Source organism: Thermosynechococcus sp. JY1331, assembly GCF_031583475.1.
In the GTDB taxonomy this organism is placed as follows: domain Bacteria; phylum Cyanobacteriota; class Cyanobacteriia; order Thermosynechococcales; family Thermosynechococcaceae; genus Thermosynechococcus.
This window is the reverse complement of sequence record NZ_CP134180.1, coordinates 900,546-918,026: the sequence shown is the minus strand read 5'-3', so window position 1 is coordinate 918,026 and position 17,481 is coordinate 900,546. Positions and strand designations below refer to the sequence as shown.

Sequence of the window (17,481 nt, the reverse complement as noted above, 5' to 3'; positions counted from 1 at the left end):
AAGTATTGGCAAAACATTACAGTTGATTGCAAATCGCAACACCCTCCCTGAGAAATGTTAACCTCTAAAAGGGTTAAGTGACGCACCCCACCCTGCCGAACAGTTTGAACGCACCATTCCTGACATGACCGCTTTTGGGGATTGACAGGATCTATGGAACGCCTACTGAACTATCAGTTGAAGGAGAACACTGTGTCTGTGCATCAAAGTCATCCGCTACTCCGCGAAGACCTCAGCGAATACGTTGCCCATTTGCAACTGCACATGGCACTCCAAGCGCGCAATTTGGTGCCTGCCCTGAAACACACCAGCGACAGCCGCGAGCAACTTCTCCATCAAACCCAAGCCACCTTTGAGAAGCACGTCTCCCGTCAAAGCTATATTGGCTAAAGCAATTTTTCTCTGTGCTCAAAAATTAAAACCGATGATATCTAAGCAGGAGTGATCTTGCTGCTTTTTGCGTTCGTTGGGGGAGTTGCTCCTCTCACCACTTTGAGGAACGATCGCAACAGAGTACACTAGGGACGATATTGCTATTTGTAACACTCTTGCCAGCGTTCTCAGGAGGTTTTATGGCGCGGACAGAGTCCACGATGCTTGCCCTTGGTACTGTTGCTCCCGATTTTCAGCTGCCCGATGTGGTGAGTGGGCAAACGATTTCCCTCAGTAGCTTTGCCGATAAGAAAGCCCTACTGGTGATGTTTATTTGTCGCCACTGCCCCTACGTAAAACACGTCCAAGAGGAACTGGCGAAGCTGGGGCGCGACTACAAAGACACAGACTTAGGGATTGTTGCCATTAGTGCCAATGACGCTGCCAACTATCCCGATGATGCCCCAGAGTCCCTGAAGGCGATGGCCACTGAACTAGGGTTTACATTTCCGCTTTGCTACGACGAGAGCCAAGAAACGGCCAAGGCTTACACGGCAGCCTGTACACCGGACTTTTTCCTGTTTGATGGCGATCGCAAGCTTGTGTATCGTGGACAGCTCGATGATAGCCGCCCCCAGAATGGCTTACCGGTGACTGGGAAAGACTTGCGGGCTGCCATTGATGCCGTGTTAGCTGGTCAAACCCCCAGCGAGGATCAAAAACCGAGTCTTGGCTGTAATATCAAGTGGAAACCGGGGAATGAACCCGCCTATTACGGCTAATGTTGGTAAGGCAAAGAGAGGGGCACTTTTATTGCCACTTCTGAGTCATTAACCTACTGTTATAAGAATGCCAATGGGTTTGGCTGTATTGACGCGATTTTTTTTAGGTGTGAGCAGTGAATAACCAACTTTTTTCGCCAGTGCGAATGCAGCCAATGGGGGCTGCCCTGAAAACGGTAGCGGTGGCAATGGCAACCGTGGCGATCGCCCTCGGTCCTTTGAGTCCCAGCCGTGGCCAAGAAGCCCCCACGCCTCCTGAAAACCAACCTGCGGAAACTCCAGCATCCCCAACGCCACCAGCGGCAGAGCCTGCGCCTGAAAGCCCTCCCGCAGCAACCCCAGCACCGCCCACCCCGCCGCCTGTGAGCCAGCCCCCCGCTGATGAACCCCAAGTTCTCATTGCGGAAGTGGTGGTTGAAGGCGCCACACCCGAACTTGAGCAATTGGTGTATCAAGTCATTCGCACTCGCCCTGGCAGTACCACCACCCGCACGCAACTACAAGAAGATACCAACGCTATCTTTGCCACGGGCTTTTTTGCTGATGTCAATGCCGTCCCCAGCGATACCCCCCTCGGTGTGCGGATTACATTTGTCGTGCGCCCCTATCCAGTACTGCGAGCCGTTCAAGTAGCGGGCAACCAAGTGCTCACCCCAGAAAAAGTCAACGAGATTTTTGCCCCGCAAATTGGTCGCACGCTCAATCTAAGAGAGCTACAGTCTGGCATTGAGCAAATCAACCGGTTCTATAGGGACAATGGCTATATCTTGGGGCAGGTGGTTGGTACACCCCAAGTCGATCCCGATGGGGTTGTGACATTGCAGGTGGCTGAAGGGGTGGTTGAAGCAGTCACCTATCGCTTCCTGAATAAAGAAGGAGAGCCGACAAAACAGCGTACCCGTGACTTTGTGATTAGCCGTGAAATGGACACCCAGCCCGGCGTGGTTCTCAACCAAAATACCGTGCAAGCAGATTTGCGACGCCTCTTTGAATTGGGACTCTTTGAGGATGTACAAGTTGCCCTTGAACCCGGTCAAGATCCCCGCAAGGTTAACTTGATTTTGAATATCAAAGAGCGCAATACGGGCAGTATTTCTGCTGGGGCGGGCTATAGTTCCGCTGCGGGGCTATTTGGCACAGTGGCATTCCAACAAAACAACCTCTTTGGTCGCAACTGGAAATTTGGTGTTGAAGCCCAAGGGGGGACGGAAGGGGAGTTTCTCTTTGACATTAACTTTACCGATCCTTGGATTAAGGGGGATCCCTATCGCACCTCCTACACCGTGAGTGCCTTTAACCGCCTGACAGTGCCCACCACCTTCACCAATGGCCCAATTGATGTTCGCTTGTCCAATGGTGACTTTCCGCGGATTAACCGCTTGGGGAGTGCCGTTTTCTTTACGCGACCCTTTACGAAGGATCGGGATCAGATACGCACCGCTTGGACCGGTTCCTTGGGGCTGCAATATCAGCGGGTTACCTCCCTAGACAGTGGTTTTAGCCGCTTTAATACGGATGCTTCAGGCAACTGCTTAACCTTTCCAGACAATGGTGTTTGCCGTGGTTTTAATGACCTGTTTACGGTGCAGGCGGCAATTCTGCGAGACCTGCGCAATGATCCGCTGCGGCCAACCAGTGGTCAGGTGATTCGCTTAGGGGTGGATCAGTCAATCCCTGTGGGGGCAGGCAACATCTTAATGAACCGGGTGCGGGGCAGCTATAGCTTCTATATTCCAGTGAAGTTTTTGCGCATTGAGGGGCCACAAACCCTTGCCTTCAATATCCAAGCGGGCAACATTTTTGGTGATTTGCCCCCCTATGAATCCTTTACGATTGGCGGTGCCAACTCCGTGCGCGGTTGGGAAGAGGGGGCGATCGGCTCCGGGCGCGCCTTTGTGCAAGGGACAATAGAGTATCGGTTCCCCATTTTTAATATTGTTGGTGGCGCCCTCTTTGTGGATGGAGCCAGTTTGCTCGGTACCCAACGCAGCGTACCCGGTCAGCCGGGGATTGTGCGCGGTAAACCCGGAGAGGGGCTAGGCTACGGGGCAGGGCTGCGGGTGAATACCCCCCTAGGCAATATCCGCATTGACTTTGGCTGGAATAATGAAGGGGGCAGTGCCTTCAGCTTTGGCATTGGCGAGCGCTTCTAGGAGAAATACCCATGGTAACGACCTCTGTACCAACGGCACCGACTGCAACTGCACAGCAAACTCTTGGAAAGGCTGCCCAATGGTCAGGGGTAGGTTTGCATTCTGGTCAATCAGTTGAAGTGACCTTGAAACCCTCACCCGCCAACACGGGGCGACAGTTTGTGCGCCTTGATCTGGAGAGACAGCCCGTGATTCCTGCTCAGATTGATGCGGTTCAATCCACTCAGTTGGCAACGGAGTTGGTCGCCAATGGCGCCAGTGTGCGCACGGTTGAACATCTCTTGGCAGCGCTGGCGATCGCTGGTATTGATAATGTCAGGATTGAGATCACAGGCTCTGAGGTGCCGGTGCTCGATGGCTCGGCGCAACCTTGGTTAGAAGGCATTCAAAGGGTCGGTGTTGTCCCTCAGGAGATTCCTCGACCAGCAGTCATCTTGAAGGAACCTGTCACCATTTACGAAGGAGCAGCCTTTGTCAGTGCCATTCCTGCTCCTGAGCTACGCCTCACCTATGGTATTGACTTCCCCTATGCGGCGATTGGTCGCCAGTGGTGTAGCTTTACCCCTTCAGAACTAGCGGTGGCCGTTGCCCCTGCCCGTACCTTTGGTTTTGCTGAACAAGTGGAGTATCTGCGCAGCCAAGGCCTGATTCAGGGGGGCAGTTTAGAGAATGCTCTGGTGTGCAGTGCCAGTGGTTGGGTCAACCCGCCGTTACGCTTTGCCGATGAACCGGTTCGCCACAAGTTACTCGATCTTTGGGGAGATTTAGCCCTCCTAGGGACACCCCCCATCGCGCATTATGTCGCCTATCGGGCGAGTCATCATCTGCATACCCAATTGGCACGGGCGATCGCCCAACAGATGGTTTAGTCGGCAACCATTCTCCCCTATGATTTGTGTATATCTTTGATGTGAAGCTGACCCCTATCCCTATGCCAACGTTGACTGACTCCCCACCCACCACTGTGCTGACGGTTACTGATCTTCAGCAGTTGCTTCCCCATCGCTATCCCTTTCTGCTGGTGGATCGGATCATTGACTATGTTCCAGAAAAGTATGCCGTGGGGCTGAAAAACGTCACGATCAACGAACCCTTTTTCCAAGGGCACTTTCCCGGTCGCCCAATTATGCCGGGGGTGCTCATTGTGGAAGCCCTTGCCCAAGTGGGAGGGGTTGTCCTGATGCAGATGAACTGGGCAAAGGATAAGCTTTCTGTGTTTGCGGGCATTGATAAGGTGCGCTTTCGCCGTCCCGTCCTCCCCGGCGATCAGTTAATCCTGCGGGCCGAGCTTCTTGTTGTCAAGCAGCAGCGCATCGGCAAAATGCAAGGACGGGCTGAGGTGAATGGTCAATTGGTCTGTGAGGGCGAGATGATGTTCTCGCTGGTGGACTAGTCACAATCAATGATGCAAACACTGATCCATCCTACTGCTGTCATTCATCCCAGTGCCGAGCTACATCCCACAGTTCGGGTCGGCCCCTATGCCGTGATTGGCGAACAGGTGCGCGTTGGTGCCCATACCGAAATTGGTGCCCACGTGATTATTGAAGGGCCAACGGAGGTGGGGGTAGGTAATCGTATCTTTCCGGGAGCGATCATCGGCACGGCTTCTCAGGATCAAAAATATACGGGTGCCAATAGTGCCCTGCGCATTGGTGACTACAACACGATTCGCGAGTTTGTGACGATCAACCGTGCCAACGGCGAAGGGGATGCCACAATTATTGGTAACCACAATCTGTTGCTGGCCTATGTCCATGTGGCCCATGATTGTGTGATTGAGGATCAGGTGGTGATTACAAATGCGGCCTCGATCGCTGGCCATGTTTGCATTGAATCAAAGGCCCGCATTGGCGGTATGGTGGGCATTCATCAGTTTGTCCATATTGGCCGCTTAGCGATGGTGGGAGCCATGGCACGGGTAGATCGCGATGTGCCCCCCTATATGCTGGTGGAAGGTCATCCCGCACGGGTTCGTGCCCTCAATCAAGTGGGGCTGCAAAGAGCTGGGGTGACGGAGGCAGAAATGCGCAACCTCAAGGAAGCCTTTCGGATTCTCTATCGGCGGGACTTGCCCCTTGCTCAGGCGATCGCCCAATTAGCAACCCTACCCCCTTCTGAGTATTTAGAGCATCTACAGCGCTTTTTAACCTATGCCCGCGAAGAGGGACGGCGCGGCTTAACCCCCAGTGGCCGGGCGACAACGGATTAAGTCTCTAGTTGCCACTGACTCAACGCCATGCCTGCTGTGGTGCTTGTCCATCCCCAAATTCCCCCGAATACAGGCAATATTGCCCGCACCTGTGCTGCCACCCACACACCGCTGCATCTGATTGAACCCTTGGGCTTTGAACTCAGCGATCGCTACCTCAAGCGAGCTGGTCTTGATTACTGGCCCTATGTCACCTTGCACTGCCACCCCGACTGGCCGACGTTCCTCAAAACTACCCATAGCGGGGGGCGTCTGATTGCCTTTGAACCTTCAGCCCAGCAGATTTACTGGGACTTTAGCTTTGCTGCGAGCGATTGGCTGGTCTTTGGCAGCGAACCCGATGGCATCCCCGCCGATGTCTTAGCGACCTGTGACGCCTTTTTGAAAATTCCCATGTGGCAGCCGGCGGTGCGCAGTTTGAATCTCTCGGCTTCGGTGGCGATCGCCCTCATGGAAGTTTACCGCCAACTCTATTCCTCAACTGCTTGATGACCGAATCACTCCCCCTTGATGATTCCCATATTTTAGACAACGGCTGTATCTGGTACTTTGCCTACGGCAGCAACCTCTGTACCGCCCAAAAAAAACGTCGCATCGGTACCGTCCCCACTGCTGAAGTTGCTGAACTGCGGGGCTATCGCCTTGTGTTCAATAAACGCAGTAATGATGGCACTGGCAAAGCAAATGTTGTCCCTGATCCTCACCGTTCTGTTTGGGGTGTGATTTATCGCTGCACAGAAGCAGACATTGAACGCTTAGATTTTTACGAAGGTGTTAAGTGGGGACATTACCGCCATGAATTTGTTAGAGTCATAACGTCCACGGGTCAGGCGATAACAGCTCTGACTTATGTGGCAGGGGAGGATTTTATTGATGAAACCCTGTGGCCTTCAGCCGACTATTTAGAGACAATTCTCCAAGGGGCAAAGGAGCATGGGTTTCCTGTTGAGTATGTTGCTGAGCTGTGGCAGTGGAAAAACCGAATATGAATACCTCATCATCTTCCAGTGCAGTTGCCACCAAACCCCCACAAACTGAGAAACGGCGCCGCATTTTTCGGATAGTGCGGATTGGCTTGGGGGTGACGCTTATTGGCTTAGCGGTCTATCTCCTCTGGTGGCGACAGCGGAATGTGGTCAGTCGTGTCGGCTACCTCAATGGCACAGTGATTACCCTCTATGCCACGATCCCCGGCACCCTAACCCTAAAAGACTTACGCCCTGGCGAACGCCTGAATGCCGGTACGGAAATTGGTACCATCCGCAACGATCGCAATCCCCAACTGGAAACCGATCGCCAAAATCTAGAAACTCGACTCAATGTCGCCCTTTCCCAGCAGCAGGGACTGCAACAGAAACGCAACAGCCGTATGGCTCTGATTTCTCAACTCGATCGCTATCAGCAGAGTCAGCAAACCCTTGAAGTTCGCTTTGCCCAAGAGGCAGTGCAGCGTACCCTAGGGGAACTGCGCCAAGCCCAAGAAGCTCTGGCCATTGCCCGCATTGAAGCCGATCGCTATACCAGCTTAGTGGAAACAGGGGCTGTGGCGCGCCAACTTGCCGATGAAGCCGTTTCCCGTGCCAAGCAAGCAGCGAAATTTGTTGAGAGTAAACAGGCCGAACTGCGCCGCCAACAAACAGCCCTACAAGCGGCTCGCCAAGGACTGCAACTCGATGCATCACGCACCTTTAGTTTTCCCCAGATCCGTTTGATTGATTTGCAAGTTGAACTGGTCGATATTGAGGTTGAACGCTTGGCAGTGGCCACAACGATTGCCGAGCTACGCCGTGAAATTGCCAATATCAAACAGCAACTCTCCCTGCAACGCCTTGCCCCCGTGACAGTACCGACGACCGCAGTGGTTTGGTCAGTGATCCACAAAACAGGGGATTTGGGTATTCCCCTGACCGCAGGGGATCCGATCGTTAAAATTCTCGACTGTAGCGATGTTTGGGCAACGGGCTTGGTGGCGGAGCGGGATAATCCTCGCCTGCGGGTGGGTCAGGAAGCAACAGTGCGCTTATTGGATGGGAGCGATCGCCGGCTAACGGGGATTGTCCGTGCCATTCGCGGCGGGCCAGGTAAAGTCGAAGTGGGTGAAAATGTGGCTGTGCCCCCCCCCGATCTAGTGCGCAATGAACTGGCGGTTGATGTTCAACTCTACAACCTACCAGAGGACTTAACCGCTGAGCGTTTCTGTGGTGTGGGCCAAAGTGTCGAAGTGGTGTTTAGAAGCTAAATCATGCGCCTCAAGTCGTTGCAAACCGATGGCTGGCTCTTGCTCCTAGGCATTCTTACCCTCCTAGGGGTACTGCTGTGGCAAGTGGATTGGCGAGATTTGCTGCCGAATCTTGTCGGTTTTTGGCAGGGCGGACAAGCCATCATGCGCCCCCAAGGAACCACACTTGAGGCTTTACTGCTGCCGGCGTTTGTCTGGTTGGCAATCACGTTTCTCCTAAAGGAACTCTCCCCTAAACCGACCTTCTGGTCACGGCTGATTGTCAGTGTGGGTCTTGCCCTATTGGGGATTCGCTATGAACTCTGGCGCCTGTTGAATAGCCTCAACTTGGATGATCCCCTCAATGGCACGATCTCCGTCGTTCTCTTTTTGGCAGAATTGCTAACGGTTTTCAATAGTGTGGCCTTTTTCTTTCACTGTATTTTCTCCATTGACCGCACACCCGAAGCCGATCGCCTCAGTCAAGCAGTGATTCGCGGTGAGTATTTGCCTTGGGTGGATGTGATTCTGCCCACCTACAACGAAGGGGTGGATATTTTGCGGCGTTCGGTGATTGCCTGCCAAGCCATGGACTATCCCCACAAGCGCGTCTACTTGCTGGACGACACCCGACGGCCGGCGGTGCGTGCCCTAGCTGCAGAACTCGGCTGTGAATATCGCGATCGCCCCGACAACCGCCATGCCAAAGCAGGGAACATTAACCATGCGCTGCCCACCCTTAGTGGTGAACTCATAGCAGTCTTTGATGCTGATTTTGTCCCCAGCCGCAACTTCCTCACCCGCACCGTTGGCTTTTTCCAAGATGCCAAGACGGCAATGGTGCAGACGCCGCAGCATTTTTTCAATGAAGACCCCGTTGCCGTCAATCTCGGCCTTGAGGGCATCCTCAACAATGAGCAAACCCTTTTCTTCCGCTTTATTCAGTCCAGTCGTGACTACTGGGACTCCGTTGTCTGCTGTGGTACCTGTTTTGTGATTCGCCGTAGTGCCCTCGATGAAATTGGTGGCATTCCCACAGACAGTATCACCGAAGACTACATGACAACCATTAAGCTGCAAAGCCTTGGCTATCGCGTCAAATACCTCAATGAAGCCTTGGCGGCGGGTATGTCCCCGGAGACGATTAGTGCCTACATTAACCAACGGCTGCGCTGGGGGCAGGGCACACTGCAAATGCTCTTTTTGGGGGGAAACTTTTTTACTGCCCCTACTCTGCGGTTAACGCAGCGCCTCTCCCATTCCTTGAGTATCATCTACTGGTTTCTTTCCATTCCGCGGGTGATCTTTCTTTTGGCACCGTTGGCCTTTTTGCTCTTTGGTATTGCTCCTTTGCGAGCAACGGTGAACGAGATTCTTTACTTTTACTTTCCCTACTATCTGGGGAATATCATGGCCTTTTCATGGCTCACCGAAGGTCGCCGCTCCGCTTTTTGGTCGGATGTCTATGAAACGATTATTGCCTTTCCGATGGCGATCACGGTCATTCGCACACTCATTAGTCCGAGGGGTAAAACCTTCAAAGTGACCCCCAAAGGGGTGGTGGATCCCCATCGCATCAATATCAACTGGCCGCTGATTCGTCCCCTGATGATCATTGCCATTTTGACGATTGTTGGCCTGATCTGGCGCAGTTCTCCCCTGCAGGATACGATTGTCAACCCCGATAGCTTGGCGGTAAATATCGTCTGGTCAATCTATAATCTGTCGCTGCTGTTGGTGTGTATGCTGGTGGCTATTGATGTACCGCAGCGCCGTTTTACTCGCTTTCTGCGGGCTGAACCCTGTGAACTCATTGTTGGGGGCGATCGCTACGTCGGGCAAACTGTGGATATTTCTGAAGAGGGCGCCCGCTTACAAATCCGCCGCTGTGACACTTGTCAGGAAAACCATGCTTCGCCGCAGGGATTGCGAACCTATAGTGCCCAATTTCGCCTCTTGCCTCCTAGCGAACTCGCAGATCTATGGCTCTCGGCAGAGCTGCGCTGGCACGATCAGGAGCGCCTGATTCAACTTCAGCAGGGGGCGAGCAGCAACCCTGTCGAAATGCGCATTCGCTTTGTGGATCTATCCTTGGCAGAGCACCGTCACCTGATCCCCTACCTCTACTGCCAACCGGGGCAATGGCATGAAACTCGTGTGCCTGAAATTAAGACCGCTTGGGCAATGATTCAAAGTGTCTTTCGCCTGCATCCCCTTGCCGAAAGTCGCTAGCCCATTGTTGAATTTTTGCTTTAATTTTTCGGTGTAGGCTTAGTTTTGCTAAAGCATTGAGTACACTAGAGGTAAGTTCCCTAAATGGATTAGCACCATGGTGAAAAATTACATCTGTCCCATTCTTGCCAAGCCAAAGCGGCCATATTTTTTAGACTACGAATTCGCTGCAATTATTCTAGGCAGTCAGAAATTTTGCTGACAATTAGTCTTGCATTTAGAAGCGTTGTTATTCATCCAATCAATTAACACGACTGCTACATCCAAGACTCATTGATCAAAGCATTGAAAATAGTTGAAATCTAAAGAGTTGTTTACCCGATCGTAATTTTGAGGTCGTGGTGTTGTTCAACTCTGAGTGAGTACAGGATGTAGAGCTTCATCCCAGCTGACTGTGTTCCCATGAAGCTACTTGAAACTAACAACCTATCCCCTAGGGTTTCTCAGCCATCGAGGCCGCCTACGCCACAGGCAGCTGCGCGATCGCGACGTATTAGCCCTGATCTGTGGCTTTTACTGTTGGGCAGTGGCGCATTTCTGGCCGTCCTGCTGAGTCAACTGGATTGGCAAAACTTTCTACCCAACTTAGTCGGTCTTTGGCACGAGGGGAAAGCGCTGCTGCGGGCTGACGGCACGACGCTTCAAGCACTCCTATTGCCCACACTAGTCTGGATTGCCATTACGTTCTTCCTGAAGGAGATTTCCCCCAAGCCCAATTTTTGGTCGCGTTTAATTGTGGGTTTGGGGCTGACCCTGTTGGCACTGCGGTATATCCTCTGGCGTTTTTTTAACAGCCTCAACCTAGATGATCCCCTCAATGGCACGATTTCGATTCTGTTATTTATCGCTGAACTACTGACCCTAACAAATACCATTTGCTTTTTTGCCCTGTGTATCTTTTCCAAAGGCCGCAGCCCTGAGGCCGATCGCCTGAGCCAAGCCGTGATTCGGGGGGAGTATTTGCCCTGGGTGGATGTGATTCTGCCCACCTACAACGAAGGGGTGGACATTTTGCGGCGTTCAGTCATTGCCTGCCAAGCCATGGACTACCCCCACAAGCGCATCTACTTGCTGGACGATACCCGACGGTCGGCGGTGCGTGCCCTAGCAGCAGAACTGGGCTGTGAATATCGCGATCGCCCCGACAACCGCCATGCCAAAGCCGGCAACATTAACCATGCTCTCCCCACCCTCACGGGCGAACTGATAGCAGTCTTTGATGCTGATTTTGTCCCCAGCCGCAACTTCCTGACTCGCACCGTCGGCTTTTTCCAAGACCCCAAGACCGCAATGGTGCAGACGCCACAGCACTTTTTCAACGAAGACCCCATCACCGTCAACCTTGGCCTTGAGGGTATTCTCAACAACGAGCAGACCCTTTTCTTTCGCTTTATCCAACCCAGTCGGGACTTCTTTGATGCCGTGATTTGCTGTGGGACGTGCTTTGTCATTCGCCGCAGTGCCCTTGATGAGATTGGCGGCATCCCTACCGACAGCATTACCGAAGATTACTTGACCTCTATGTACCTCCAAGGGCGCGGCTATCGCGTCAAGTACCTCAACGAAGCTCTCTCTGCGGGCATGTCCCCAGAAACGATTGGTGCCTACATTAACCAGCGGCTGCGCTGGGGGCAAGGAACGCTACAGATGCTCTTTTTGAAGTCCAATTTCTTGACCATTCCCAACCTGAACCTGATGCAGCGGTTCTACCATAGCTTGGGGGTGCTCTATTGGCTGCTGTCGATCCCCCGCGTGATTTTTCTCTTGGCACCTTTGGCCTTTTTACTGTTTGGTCTTGCGCCCCTGCGCGCCACAATTAACGAGGTAGTGTACTTTTACTGTCCCTACTATTTGGGCAATATCATGGCCTTTTCCTGGCTTACCGAAGGCCGCCGCTCCGCCTTTTGGTCCGATGTTTATGAAACCATCATTGCCTTTCCCATGGCCATCACAGTGATTCGCACCCTGATCAGTCCGAGGGGCAAAACCTTCAAAGTCACGCCTAAGGGGATTGTGGATCCCCATCGCATCAATGTTAATTGGCCAGTCATTCGTCCCTTGTTAATCATTGCCGCTCTGATGATGTTTGGTCTCATTTGGCGGAGTTCGCCTTTGCAAGAGACGCTGGTCAATCCCGATAGTTTGGCCATTAACATGGTCTGGTCTAGCTACAACTTTCTCTTGATTTTGGTCTGTGCTCTAGTGGCCATTGATGTGCCGCAGCGACGACATCCGCGGTTCCTGCGTTCTGAACCCTGTGAACTCATCGTTGGGGACAACTGCTATGGCGGACAAACGGTTGACCTGTCTGAGGAGGGGGCACGAATACGCCTCAATAGGTTGCCGGCGGAGTTGTTAGATGACCCCCGAGGGGAACTGCACTTTCTGGCGCCGAGCCCTTTGGTCTACTTGCGCTTACCGATCCAACTGCGGTGGTCAAGAATGGTGGCGTTAGGAAAAAACGCCACGGCTCTAGAGATTGGTGTGCAGTTTCTTCCCTTTTCTTTGCCAAAGCAACGTCGCTTTATTCGTTATCTTTACTGTCAACCCGGCCAATGGGATGAAGTTCGTGTGCCTGAGATTAAAACCGCTTGGGCAATGATTCAAAGTGTCCTTCGCCTGCATCCCCTCGCCGAGAGCCGCTAACCATTGAGAAGGGTGAGGAGATTTTGAATCGCCATACTGGTAGCGCGAATGGCTGCATGGATATTGGCGTTTTTTGGCTCCACTTGTAGCAGATAGGCCAAGCTAGATTGGAGATACGTCAGCGCCATCTGAATGTTGGGATCAATGTGCTGGTAGGTTTGGGGCGGGTAGGGCTGACCATAACTGGGATGGGCATAGCCAACGGAGTGCTCGTAGTTGGCCGCTGGATACCCTTGGGAATAGTCATAGTTGGGGTGGGGATAGCCCACAGAATGCTCGTAGTTGGCCGCTGGATACCCTTGGGAATAGTCGTAGTTGGGGTGGGGATAACCCACGGAACGCTCGTAGTTGGAGTTGGCCGCTGGATACCCTTGGGAATAATCGTAGTTGGGGTGGGGATAGCCCACAGAATGCTCGTAGTTGGCCGCTGGATACCCTTGGGTGGCTTCAAGCGGTTGCGCAGGCTCAGGGGGCGTTGAAACTGTTGCTGCAACCGCAGGTACCGGTGGCGCTGACGGCAAAATGACGGCGTGATCTTCTTCCTTCTCCGGTTCGCCAGCAGGGGAGGCAATTGGCGTTGATGGGGTGCCACTGGCCTTGGCAGCCCTCATTTCCGTAGCCTCAAGGATTTGGGTGGGGGCGCTGTCAATGTCTCCCATGCGTTCTCCCCGTTTGTAGGCACTGATCTGACTGGGACTCTCGGCGGTGTCTTTTTCCTCTTTTTTCAGCCACACCAAAAAGTCAGAGGCACTGTAGGTGGCTTCCCCGCCCAAGGTACGAATGGCAACAAAGCCATTGGCCGCATTGACGCTTTGAATGGGATACCAAGTGCCCCGATAGAGAATCATCGCATCCATGCCAAGGGAGTTGCCCCCCGTAAGAGCACCGCGTCGCTTACCCCGTGCCCAGCGGTCTTTCCACAGCACTCCTGCTTCGGTATATTGGATCACATAGCCTTCGGGAACGGTGCGATGTTCGTAACGCAAACATCCGGGGGTCTGAGCCACGCCGACTTGGAAGATCTCATAATCCACCATTACCTCTTGAATCAGAGGCCGATAGGGGGAGGCATCCCGTACTTCAATGGCAAGGGTAGGGGCATCTGTTTTCACCCGAGCAACAATGCCATCCCTGTAGGAAATTAACTGAACTTCATCAAAGGTGGTTTCTACGCGCAGGTGCCGATTCGAGAGCATTCGCGAATTTTTCTGAATCAAGTCTTTAATAAATTGGTCTATTAATTCGCGATCGCCCATAGTTTTTGCTTTGAATCACGGCAAGAAGACTGCCAGCCACTGGGCCTAGGGGACGTGCCCCCTTGTTCTCATTATATTCCCTGTGAATTTCTTTCTATAGGAAGCATTGTCTAATGCAACTTTGTGATGCTAGACCCGTTCTTGCATAGGAGCCACAGGTTGGTTGAGGAACACTATTGGCGTCAGTGTAGGACAAAAAGCTTGCTGCCAACAACCGTGAATCTACGGATCAAAGGTTTGCAAATACTCCCGCAGCCGCTGCAATGCCTGACCCCGATGACTGACCTGTTGCTTTTCAGTGGGACTCATCTCGGCAAAGGTACGCTGCTGACTGGGCACCCAAAAGATAGGATCGTAGCCAAACCCCCTCTGACCGCGGGGCGCCGTTAAAATCTCGCCTGCACACCGTCCTTCGGTCGTAACGGCAATCGTGCCATCGGGACGCGCGAGGGCAATGACACAAATAAATTCAGCGGCGCGATCGCTGACACCGGCCATTTCCCGTAATAGACGCTCAATACGCTCAGCATCCGTCGCACCGTAGCGCGCCGAATAGATCCCTGGTGCGCCCCCAAGGGCATGAACAGCTAGCCCCGAATCATCAGCGATCGCCCACGTTCCCAGCTCCTGAGCGGCAGTGGTGGCCTTCAAACAGGCGTTGCCCACAAAGGAATCCGCAGTTTCAGCAATCTCAATCGTGGCTGGCAGGGGCAGCAACTCCCCAATCCATGGCTGTAACCAGCCTTGAAACTCTCTGACTTTACCGGCATTGTGACTGGCTAAGACCGCTTGGGCGAGAATGGGCATTGCCTAAGGACGACGCTGCAACTGAATATGATCTTGCCGCAAACTGACATCAAAGTGCTGGAGAAAATCCTGCCCCAATAGGCCAATGGTCATTTCAGGCCCAGCGACAGCAACGGGCACTTGCTTCCGATGAAAACCGCCGACGCTGATGGATTGGACATAGACCACCGGCAGCACCACTTGACCATTCGCGGTATGAAACACGCGATTATCCACCACTTGAGCGGGGGTAATGCCTAAAGCGCGTGCCATCGATCGCGTAATCACTGTCATACTGGCGCCTGAATCCACTAGCATCTCAAACCGTAACCGTTGATTAAACATCACTGGGATAACGGGAATTCCTCCCTGCCGCCGCAGAATCGGTACGATGCCACTGGGCTGGGTGATCACTGTTGCCATGGGCGGAGCAGGGGTTCGGGGAAGTTGTTGCAGCCGCACCAATTCTTGACGATAGCTAGTAAGGGCTGGCGCCTGTTGGGGATGGGCACGAATGACCTGATCGAGAATTTGCACCGCTGTTGCCCAGTCTTGGCTGGCGATCGCCCGATAAAAACTTTCTGGCAGTGCCACCGCAGGCACCCCCTTGGCCGGGGCAATCAGGAGCATCATCCCCGCCAGCGTTGCCAGTGCCCAATATCCGTGTTGTTGGGTCATAATTTTCTTCGTACCCTAGGATCAATAGTAGCGAGATAAGCGCTGGCTATTCTAGGCTGCCAATGAGCACGCAACCTTCGCCACAACTGAGTCCTGAAGACTATCTGCAACGGGAAACCCAAAGTCGGGTCAAGCACGAATACATCAACGGTCAGATCTACGCAATGGCAGGGGCAAGCGATGCCCATGTCACCTTAGCCTTAAATTTGGCAACTCTGCTACAACCAACGGTGCGCCAACGGGACTGTCGTCTCTACATTTCAGATATGAAAGTGCGTCTGGAGCAGCGAAATTGCTTTTACTATCCGGATCTTTTTGTTACCTGCGATCCACGGGATCGGCAAACCTCTCTCTATAAATCTTTTCCTTGCTTGGTGATTGAGGTGCTCTCTCCTTCAACAGAGGCCTTTGATCGCGGCGATAAGTTCCTTGACTATCAAAGCCTTGAGACGCTAGAGGAATACGTGCTGGTCAATACTCGTCAGCAGCGGCTAGAGACCTTTCGTCGCAGTACCTCGGGCTTATGGGTTTGGCAGGCCTATTCCCCGCCACAAAATTCGGTTGAACTCAAGAGCATCGCTTGGCAAGGCCACTTGTCTGATATCTATCAAGACGTGACCCTTGAGGAGGAGTTGAGGAGTTGAATTAAAAGTTGGTGTGAATCGCCTCCATCGGACACGCGGTCACACATTGCTCACAGACAATGCAACGGGAGCGGGTAAATTGGAGTTGAAACGTCTCTGGATGGAGCGTCAGCGCCTGAGTGGGGCATACCCCCGTACAGAGGCCACAGTGGACACAGGCCTGCTCATCAATCACAATTTCACGGCTGGCAAGGGAAACCTCAATATTCTGTTGCCGCAACCATTCTAGGGCGGCCTCCATTTGATCAATGTCCCCAGCCAACTCTAGAACCAGTTTGCCCACTTGGTTAGGTGCCACTTGGGCGCGAATGATATTGGCAGCAATGTTAAAGTCCTTGGCTAGGCGATAGGTGACGGGCATTTGAATCGTCCGTCGAGGGAATGTCAATGTGACTCGCTTTTTCACTGGTTGAAGCTTTGCATCGCAGTACAGCCCTTTCCACAAGTATCGCACACTCGCAACGCTGTGAAAGTTAGTGCACAGCCCTTTTCATAGGAATTGAAAATGAAAAACCACTAAATTTTGTTTACTAGTCTATAAACCTAAAAGCCATCTCCAAGGTGAAATTGTTACCCTGCTAGATAGGGATGAGATAGAGAATTTTTGTCAAAATTTAATAAATTATTAAAAATGAACATCGCAAAGAAAAACGAATCTCAAATCAAGCTAGAAGGTTCATCCGTTGCTGATGAAATGGCTCTTTTATGGATGCTTGCTGGCTTGATAATCATTTTCTTAAAATTATACTTTTCTTCCATCCTTTCAGTACAGTTGAGTTGTCAGCGCACTGAAACGAAAGATATGACCGCCACTGCCCAGCGCTGAGTTAAAGAATATTGGTTTTGGGGATTGTATAAACGAAATGAAATATTAGTTGAATACGTCTCAGGGAGTAACATTGAAATCAAAGAGGAAATAGTTCGATGTGGTCACCGACGGAAATATTGCGCTTCTTGGAGCCTAGAGGATCATGGGAGTTCCTATGTTGGTGGATGGGGTGGGGGAGATCGTGGTGCGATGAAAGCGGCACAAGACTAATTATCAAGATTCCTGCAGTCTAATCGAGAAACCTAGACGTATACCTATAGAAACCGTGATTGGTTACCGAGTGCAATTATATCTATTTTGACTTTTCCTTTGACGGTTAACTTCTTAGCAGTCTCTTATCAGCGATTCTACTATCCTCGTATGTCAGAGTCGTTGAAATATAAGGAAACATTAATCATTGATCGATCTACAAGAAAGATTATATGGGAGAGTCCGAAAACCAAATTTCGCAGAGAATATGATTTTCCCGATATAGAGGCAATGATTGTCCAAAAATATGTCGAAGTGATACAAGGCAGGCATGGCCGTTCTTGGGAACAGAATCATTTCAAGATTTACTTCACTCTTAATGTGCCGGGGCCTCCTCGCAGAGTGCCTCTTTATCAAGGGTGTAACGATGCCATAGCCGAATCCCTTATTACACAAATTCCTAAGTTTCTACCGGTCAAAATTG

General features: G+C 52.2%; 17 protein-coding genes. 13 read left to right on the top strand and 4 right to left on the bottom strand.

The window, feature by feature from the left end; translation table 11 throughout:
• The first annotated feature begins 153 nt into the window (after positions 1–153).
• From RHJ31_RS04330 to RHJ31_RS04280, 11 genes are all read left to right on the top strand, one after another.
• Positions 154–390 (top strand): hypothetical protein, encoded by a 237-nt coding sequence (locus RHJ31_RS04330; protein WP_225901576.1) that lies wholly within the window; start codon positions 154–156, stop codon positions 388–390.
• A 182-nt stretch (positions 391–572) separates the two neighbouring features.
• Complete coding sequence (locus RHJ31_RS04325) at positions 573–1,154, top strand: thioredoxin family protein (RefSeq protein WP_302677505.1); 582 nt, start codon at positions 573–575, stop codon at positions 1,152–1,154.
• A 116-nt stretch (positions 1,155–1,270) separates the two neighbouring features.
• Positions 1,271–3,307 (top strand): BamA/TamA family outer membrane protein, encoded by a 2,037-nt coding sequence (locus tag RHJ31_RS04320; RefSeq protein ID WP_302677503.1) that lies wholly within the window; start codon positions 1,271–1,273, stop codon positions 3,305–3,307.
• A gap of 11 nt (positions 3,308–3,318) precedes the next feature.
• Complete coding sequence (gene lpxC, locus RHJ31_RS04315; RefSeq protein ID WP_302677502.1) at positions 3,319–4,176, top strand: UDP-3-O-acyl-N-acetylglucosamine deacetylase; 858 nt, start codon at positions 3,319–3,321, stop codon at positions 4,174–4,176.
• Positions 4,177–4,238: 62 nt separating this feature from the next.
• Positions 4,239–4,700, top strand: a complete 462-nt coding sequence (gene fabZ, locus RHJ31_RS04310; protein ID WP_206200282.1) for a 3-hydroxyacyl-ACP dehydratase FabZ — start codon at positions 4,239–4,241, stop codon at positions 4,698–4,700.
• 12 nt (positions 4,701–4,712) lie between these two features.
• Positions 4,713–5,519, top strand: a complete 807-nt coding sequence (lpxA, locus tag RHJ31_RS04305; RefSeq protein ID WP_315862932.1) for an acyl-ACP--UDP-N-acetylglucosamine O-acyltransferase — start codon at positions 4,713–4,715, stop codon at positions 5,517–5,519.
• Positions 5,520–5,546: 27 nt separating this feature from the next.
• A complete protein-coding gene (locus RHJ31_RS04300; RefSeq protein ID WP_302677500.1) occupies positions 5,547–6,008 on the top strand; it encodes a tRNA (cytidine(34)-2'-O)-methyltransferase in 462 nt (153 codons plus the stop codon).
• Entirely contained in the window at positions 6,008–6,508 is a 501-nt protein-coding gene (locus tag RHJ31_RS04295; protein ID WP_206200283.1) for a gamma-glutamylcyclotransferase family protein, read from the top strand. The genes RHJ31_RS04300 and RHJ31_RS04295 overlap by 1 nt, the downstream gene beginning before the upstream one ends.
• Positions 6,505–7,758: an HlyD family secretion protein gene (locus RHJ31_RS04290; RefSeq protein ID WP_302677499.1), complete on the top strand. Its 1,254-nt coding sequence runs from the start codon at positions 6,505–6,507 to the stop codon at positions 7,756–7,758. Before RHJ31_RS04295 ends, RHJ31_RS04290 begins: the two co-directional genes overlap by 4 nt.
• Before the next feature lie 3 nt (positions 7,759–7,761).
• Positions 7,762–9,969: a glycosyltransferase family 2 protein gene (locus RHJ31_RS04285; protein WP_302677494.1), complete on the top strand. Its 2,208-nt coding sequence runs from the start codon at positions 7,762–7,764 to the stop codon at positions 9,967–9,969.
• A 519-nt stretch (positions 9,970–10,488) separates the two neighbouring features.
• Complete coding sequence (locus RHJ31_RS04280) at positions 10,489–12,615, top strand: glycosyltransferase family 2 protein (protein WP_310445738.1); 2,127 nt, start codon at positions 10,489–10,491, stop codon at positions 12,613–12,615.
• Here RHJ31_RS04280 and RHJ31_RS04275 read toward each other — a convergent pair.
• The 3 genes from RHJ31_RS04275 to RHJ31_RS04265 form a co-directional block, all read right to left on the bottom strand.
• Entirely contained in the window at positions 12,612–13,811 is a 1,200-nt protein-coding gene (locus RHJ31_RS04275) for a hypothetical protein (RefSeq protein WP_302677492.1), read from the bottom strand. The genes RHJ31_RS04280 and RHJ31_RS04275 overlap by 4 nt on opposite strands.
• Positions 13,812–14,093: 282 nt before the next feature.
• Positions 14,094–14,678 carry an RdgB/HAM1 family non-canonical purine NTP pyrophosphatase gene (rdgB, locus tag RHJ31_RS04270; protein ID WP_302677491.1) on the bottom strand — a complete coding sequence of 195 codons (585 nt, stop codon included), beginning with the start codon at positions 14,676–14,678 and terminating at the stop codon, positions 14,094–14,096.
• A gap of 3 nt (positions 14,679–14,681) precedes the next feature.
• Complete coding sequence (locus RHJ31_RS04265; RefSeq protein WP_302677490.1) at positions 14,682–15,335, bottom strand: TIGR02281 family clan AA aspartic protease; 654 nt, start codon at positions 15,333–15,335, stop codon at positions 14,682–14,684.
• A gap of 62 nt (positions 15,336–15,397) precedes the next feature.
• Between RHJ31_RS04265 and RHJ31_RS04260 the strand changes: the two genes are divergently transcribed.
• Entirely contained in the window at positions 15,398–15,979 is a 582-nt protein-coding gene (locus RHJ31_RS04260) for a Uma2 family endonuclease (protein WP_302677489.1), read from the top strand.
• Position 15,980: 1 nt separating this feature from the next.
• Here RHJ31_RS04260 and RHJ31_RS04255 read toward each other — a convergent pair whose 3' ends face one another.
• Positions 15,981–16,385 carry an NIL domain-containing protein gene (locus RHJ31_RS04255; protein ID WP_206200291.1) on the bottom strand — a complete coding sequence of 135 codons (405 nt, stop codon included), beginning with the start codon at positions 16,383–16,385 and terminating at the stop codon, positions 15,981–15,983.
• Positions 16,386–16,610: 225 nt separating this feature from the next.
• Here RHJ31_RS04255 and RHJ31_RS04250 point away from each other — a divergent pair, with 225 nt between their 5' ends.
• Positions 16,611–16,805 (top strand): hypothetical protein, encoded by a 195-nt coding sequence (locus tag RHJ31_RS04250; RefSeq protein ID WP_310445850.1) that lies wholly within the window; start codon positions 16,611–16,613, stop codon positions 16,803–16,805.
• Positions 16,806–17,481: the final 676 nt, after the last annotated feature.

Excerpts from the sequence above, each read along its gene's own strand:
- RHJ31_RS04330 (WP_225901576.1), top strand. The coding sequence starts at position 154 with ATGGAACGCCTACTGAACTATCAGTTGAAGGAGAACACTGTGTCTGTG.
- RHJ31_RS04250 (WP_310445850.1), top strand. The coding sequence starts at position 16,611 with ATGAACATCGCAAAGAAAAACGAATCTCAAATCAAGCTAGAAGGTTCA.
- RHJ31_RS04325 (WP_302677505.1), top strand. The coding sequence starts at position 573 with ATGGCGCGGACAGAGTCCACGATGCTTGCCCTTGGTACTGTTGCTCCC.
- lpxA (WP_315862932.1), top strand. The coding sequence starts at position 4,713 with ATGCAAACACTGATCCATCCTACTGCTGTCATTCATCCCAGTGCCGAG.
- RHJ31_RS04275 (WP_302677492.1), bottom strand. The coding sequence starts at position 13,811 with ATGCTCTCGAATCGGCACCTGCGCGTAGAAACCACCTTTGATGAAGTT.
- RHJ31_RS04295 (WP_206200283.1), top strand. The coding sequence starts at position 6,008 with ATGACCGAATCACTCCCCCTTGATGATTCCCATATTTTAGACAACGGC.
- RHJ31_RS04285 (WP_302677494.1), top strand. The coding sequence starts at position 7,762 with ATGCGCCTCAAGTCGTTGCAAACCGATGGCTGGCTCTTGCTCCTAGGC.
- RHJ31_RS04265 (WP_302677490.1), bottom strand. The coding sequence starts at position 15,335 with ATGACCCAACAACACGGATATTGGGCACTGGCAACGCTGGCGGGGATG.
- lpxC (WP_302677502.1), top strand. The coding sequence starts at position 3,319 with ATGGTAACGACCTCTGTACCAACGGCACCGACTGCAACTGCACAGCAA.
- fabZ (WP_206200282.1), top strand. The coding sequence starts at position 4,239 with ATGCCAACGTTGACTGACTCCCCACCCACCACTGTGCTGACGGTTACT.
- rdgB (WP_302677491.1), bottom strand. The coding sequence starts at position 14,678 with ATGCCCATTCTCGCCCAAGCGGTCTTAGCCAGTCACAATGCCGGTAAA.
- RHJ31_RS04290 (WP_302677499.1), top strand. The coding sequence starts at position 6,505 with ATGAATACCTCATCATCTTCCAGTGCAGTTGCCACCAAACCCCCACAA.
- RHJ31_RS04260 (WP_302677489.1), top strand. The coding sequence starts at position 15,398 with ATGAGCACGCAACCTTCGCCACAACTGAGTCCTGAAGACTATCTGCAA.
- RHJ31_RS04300 (WP_302677500.1), top strand. The coding sequence starts at position 5,547 with ATGCCTGCTGTGGTGCTTGTCCATCCCCAAATTCCCCCGAATACAGGC.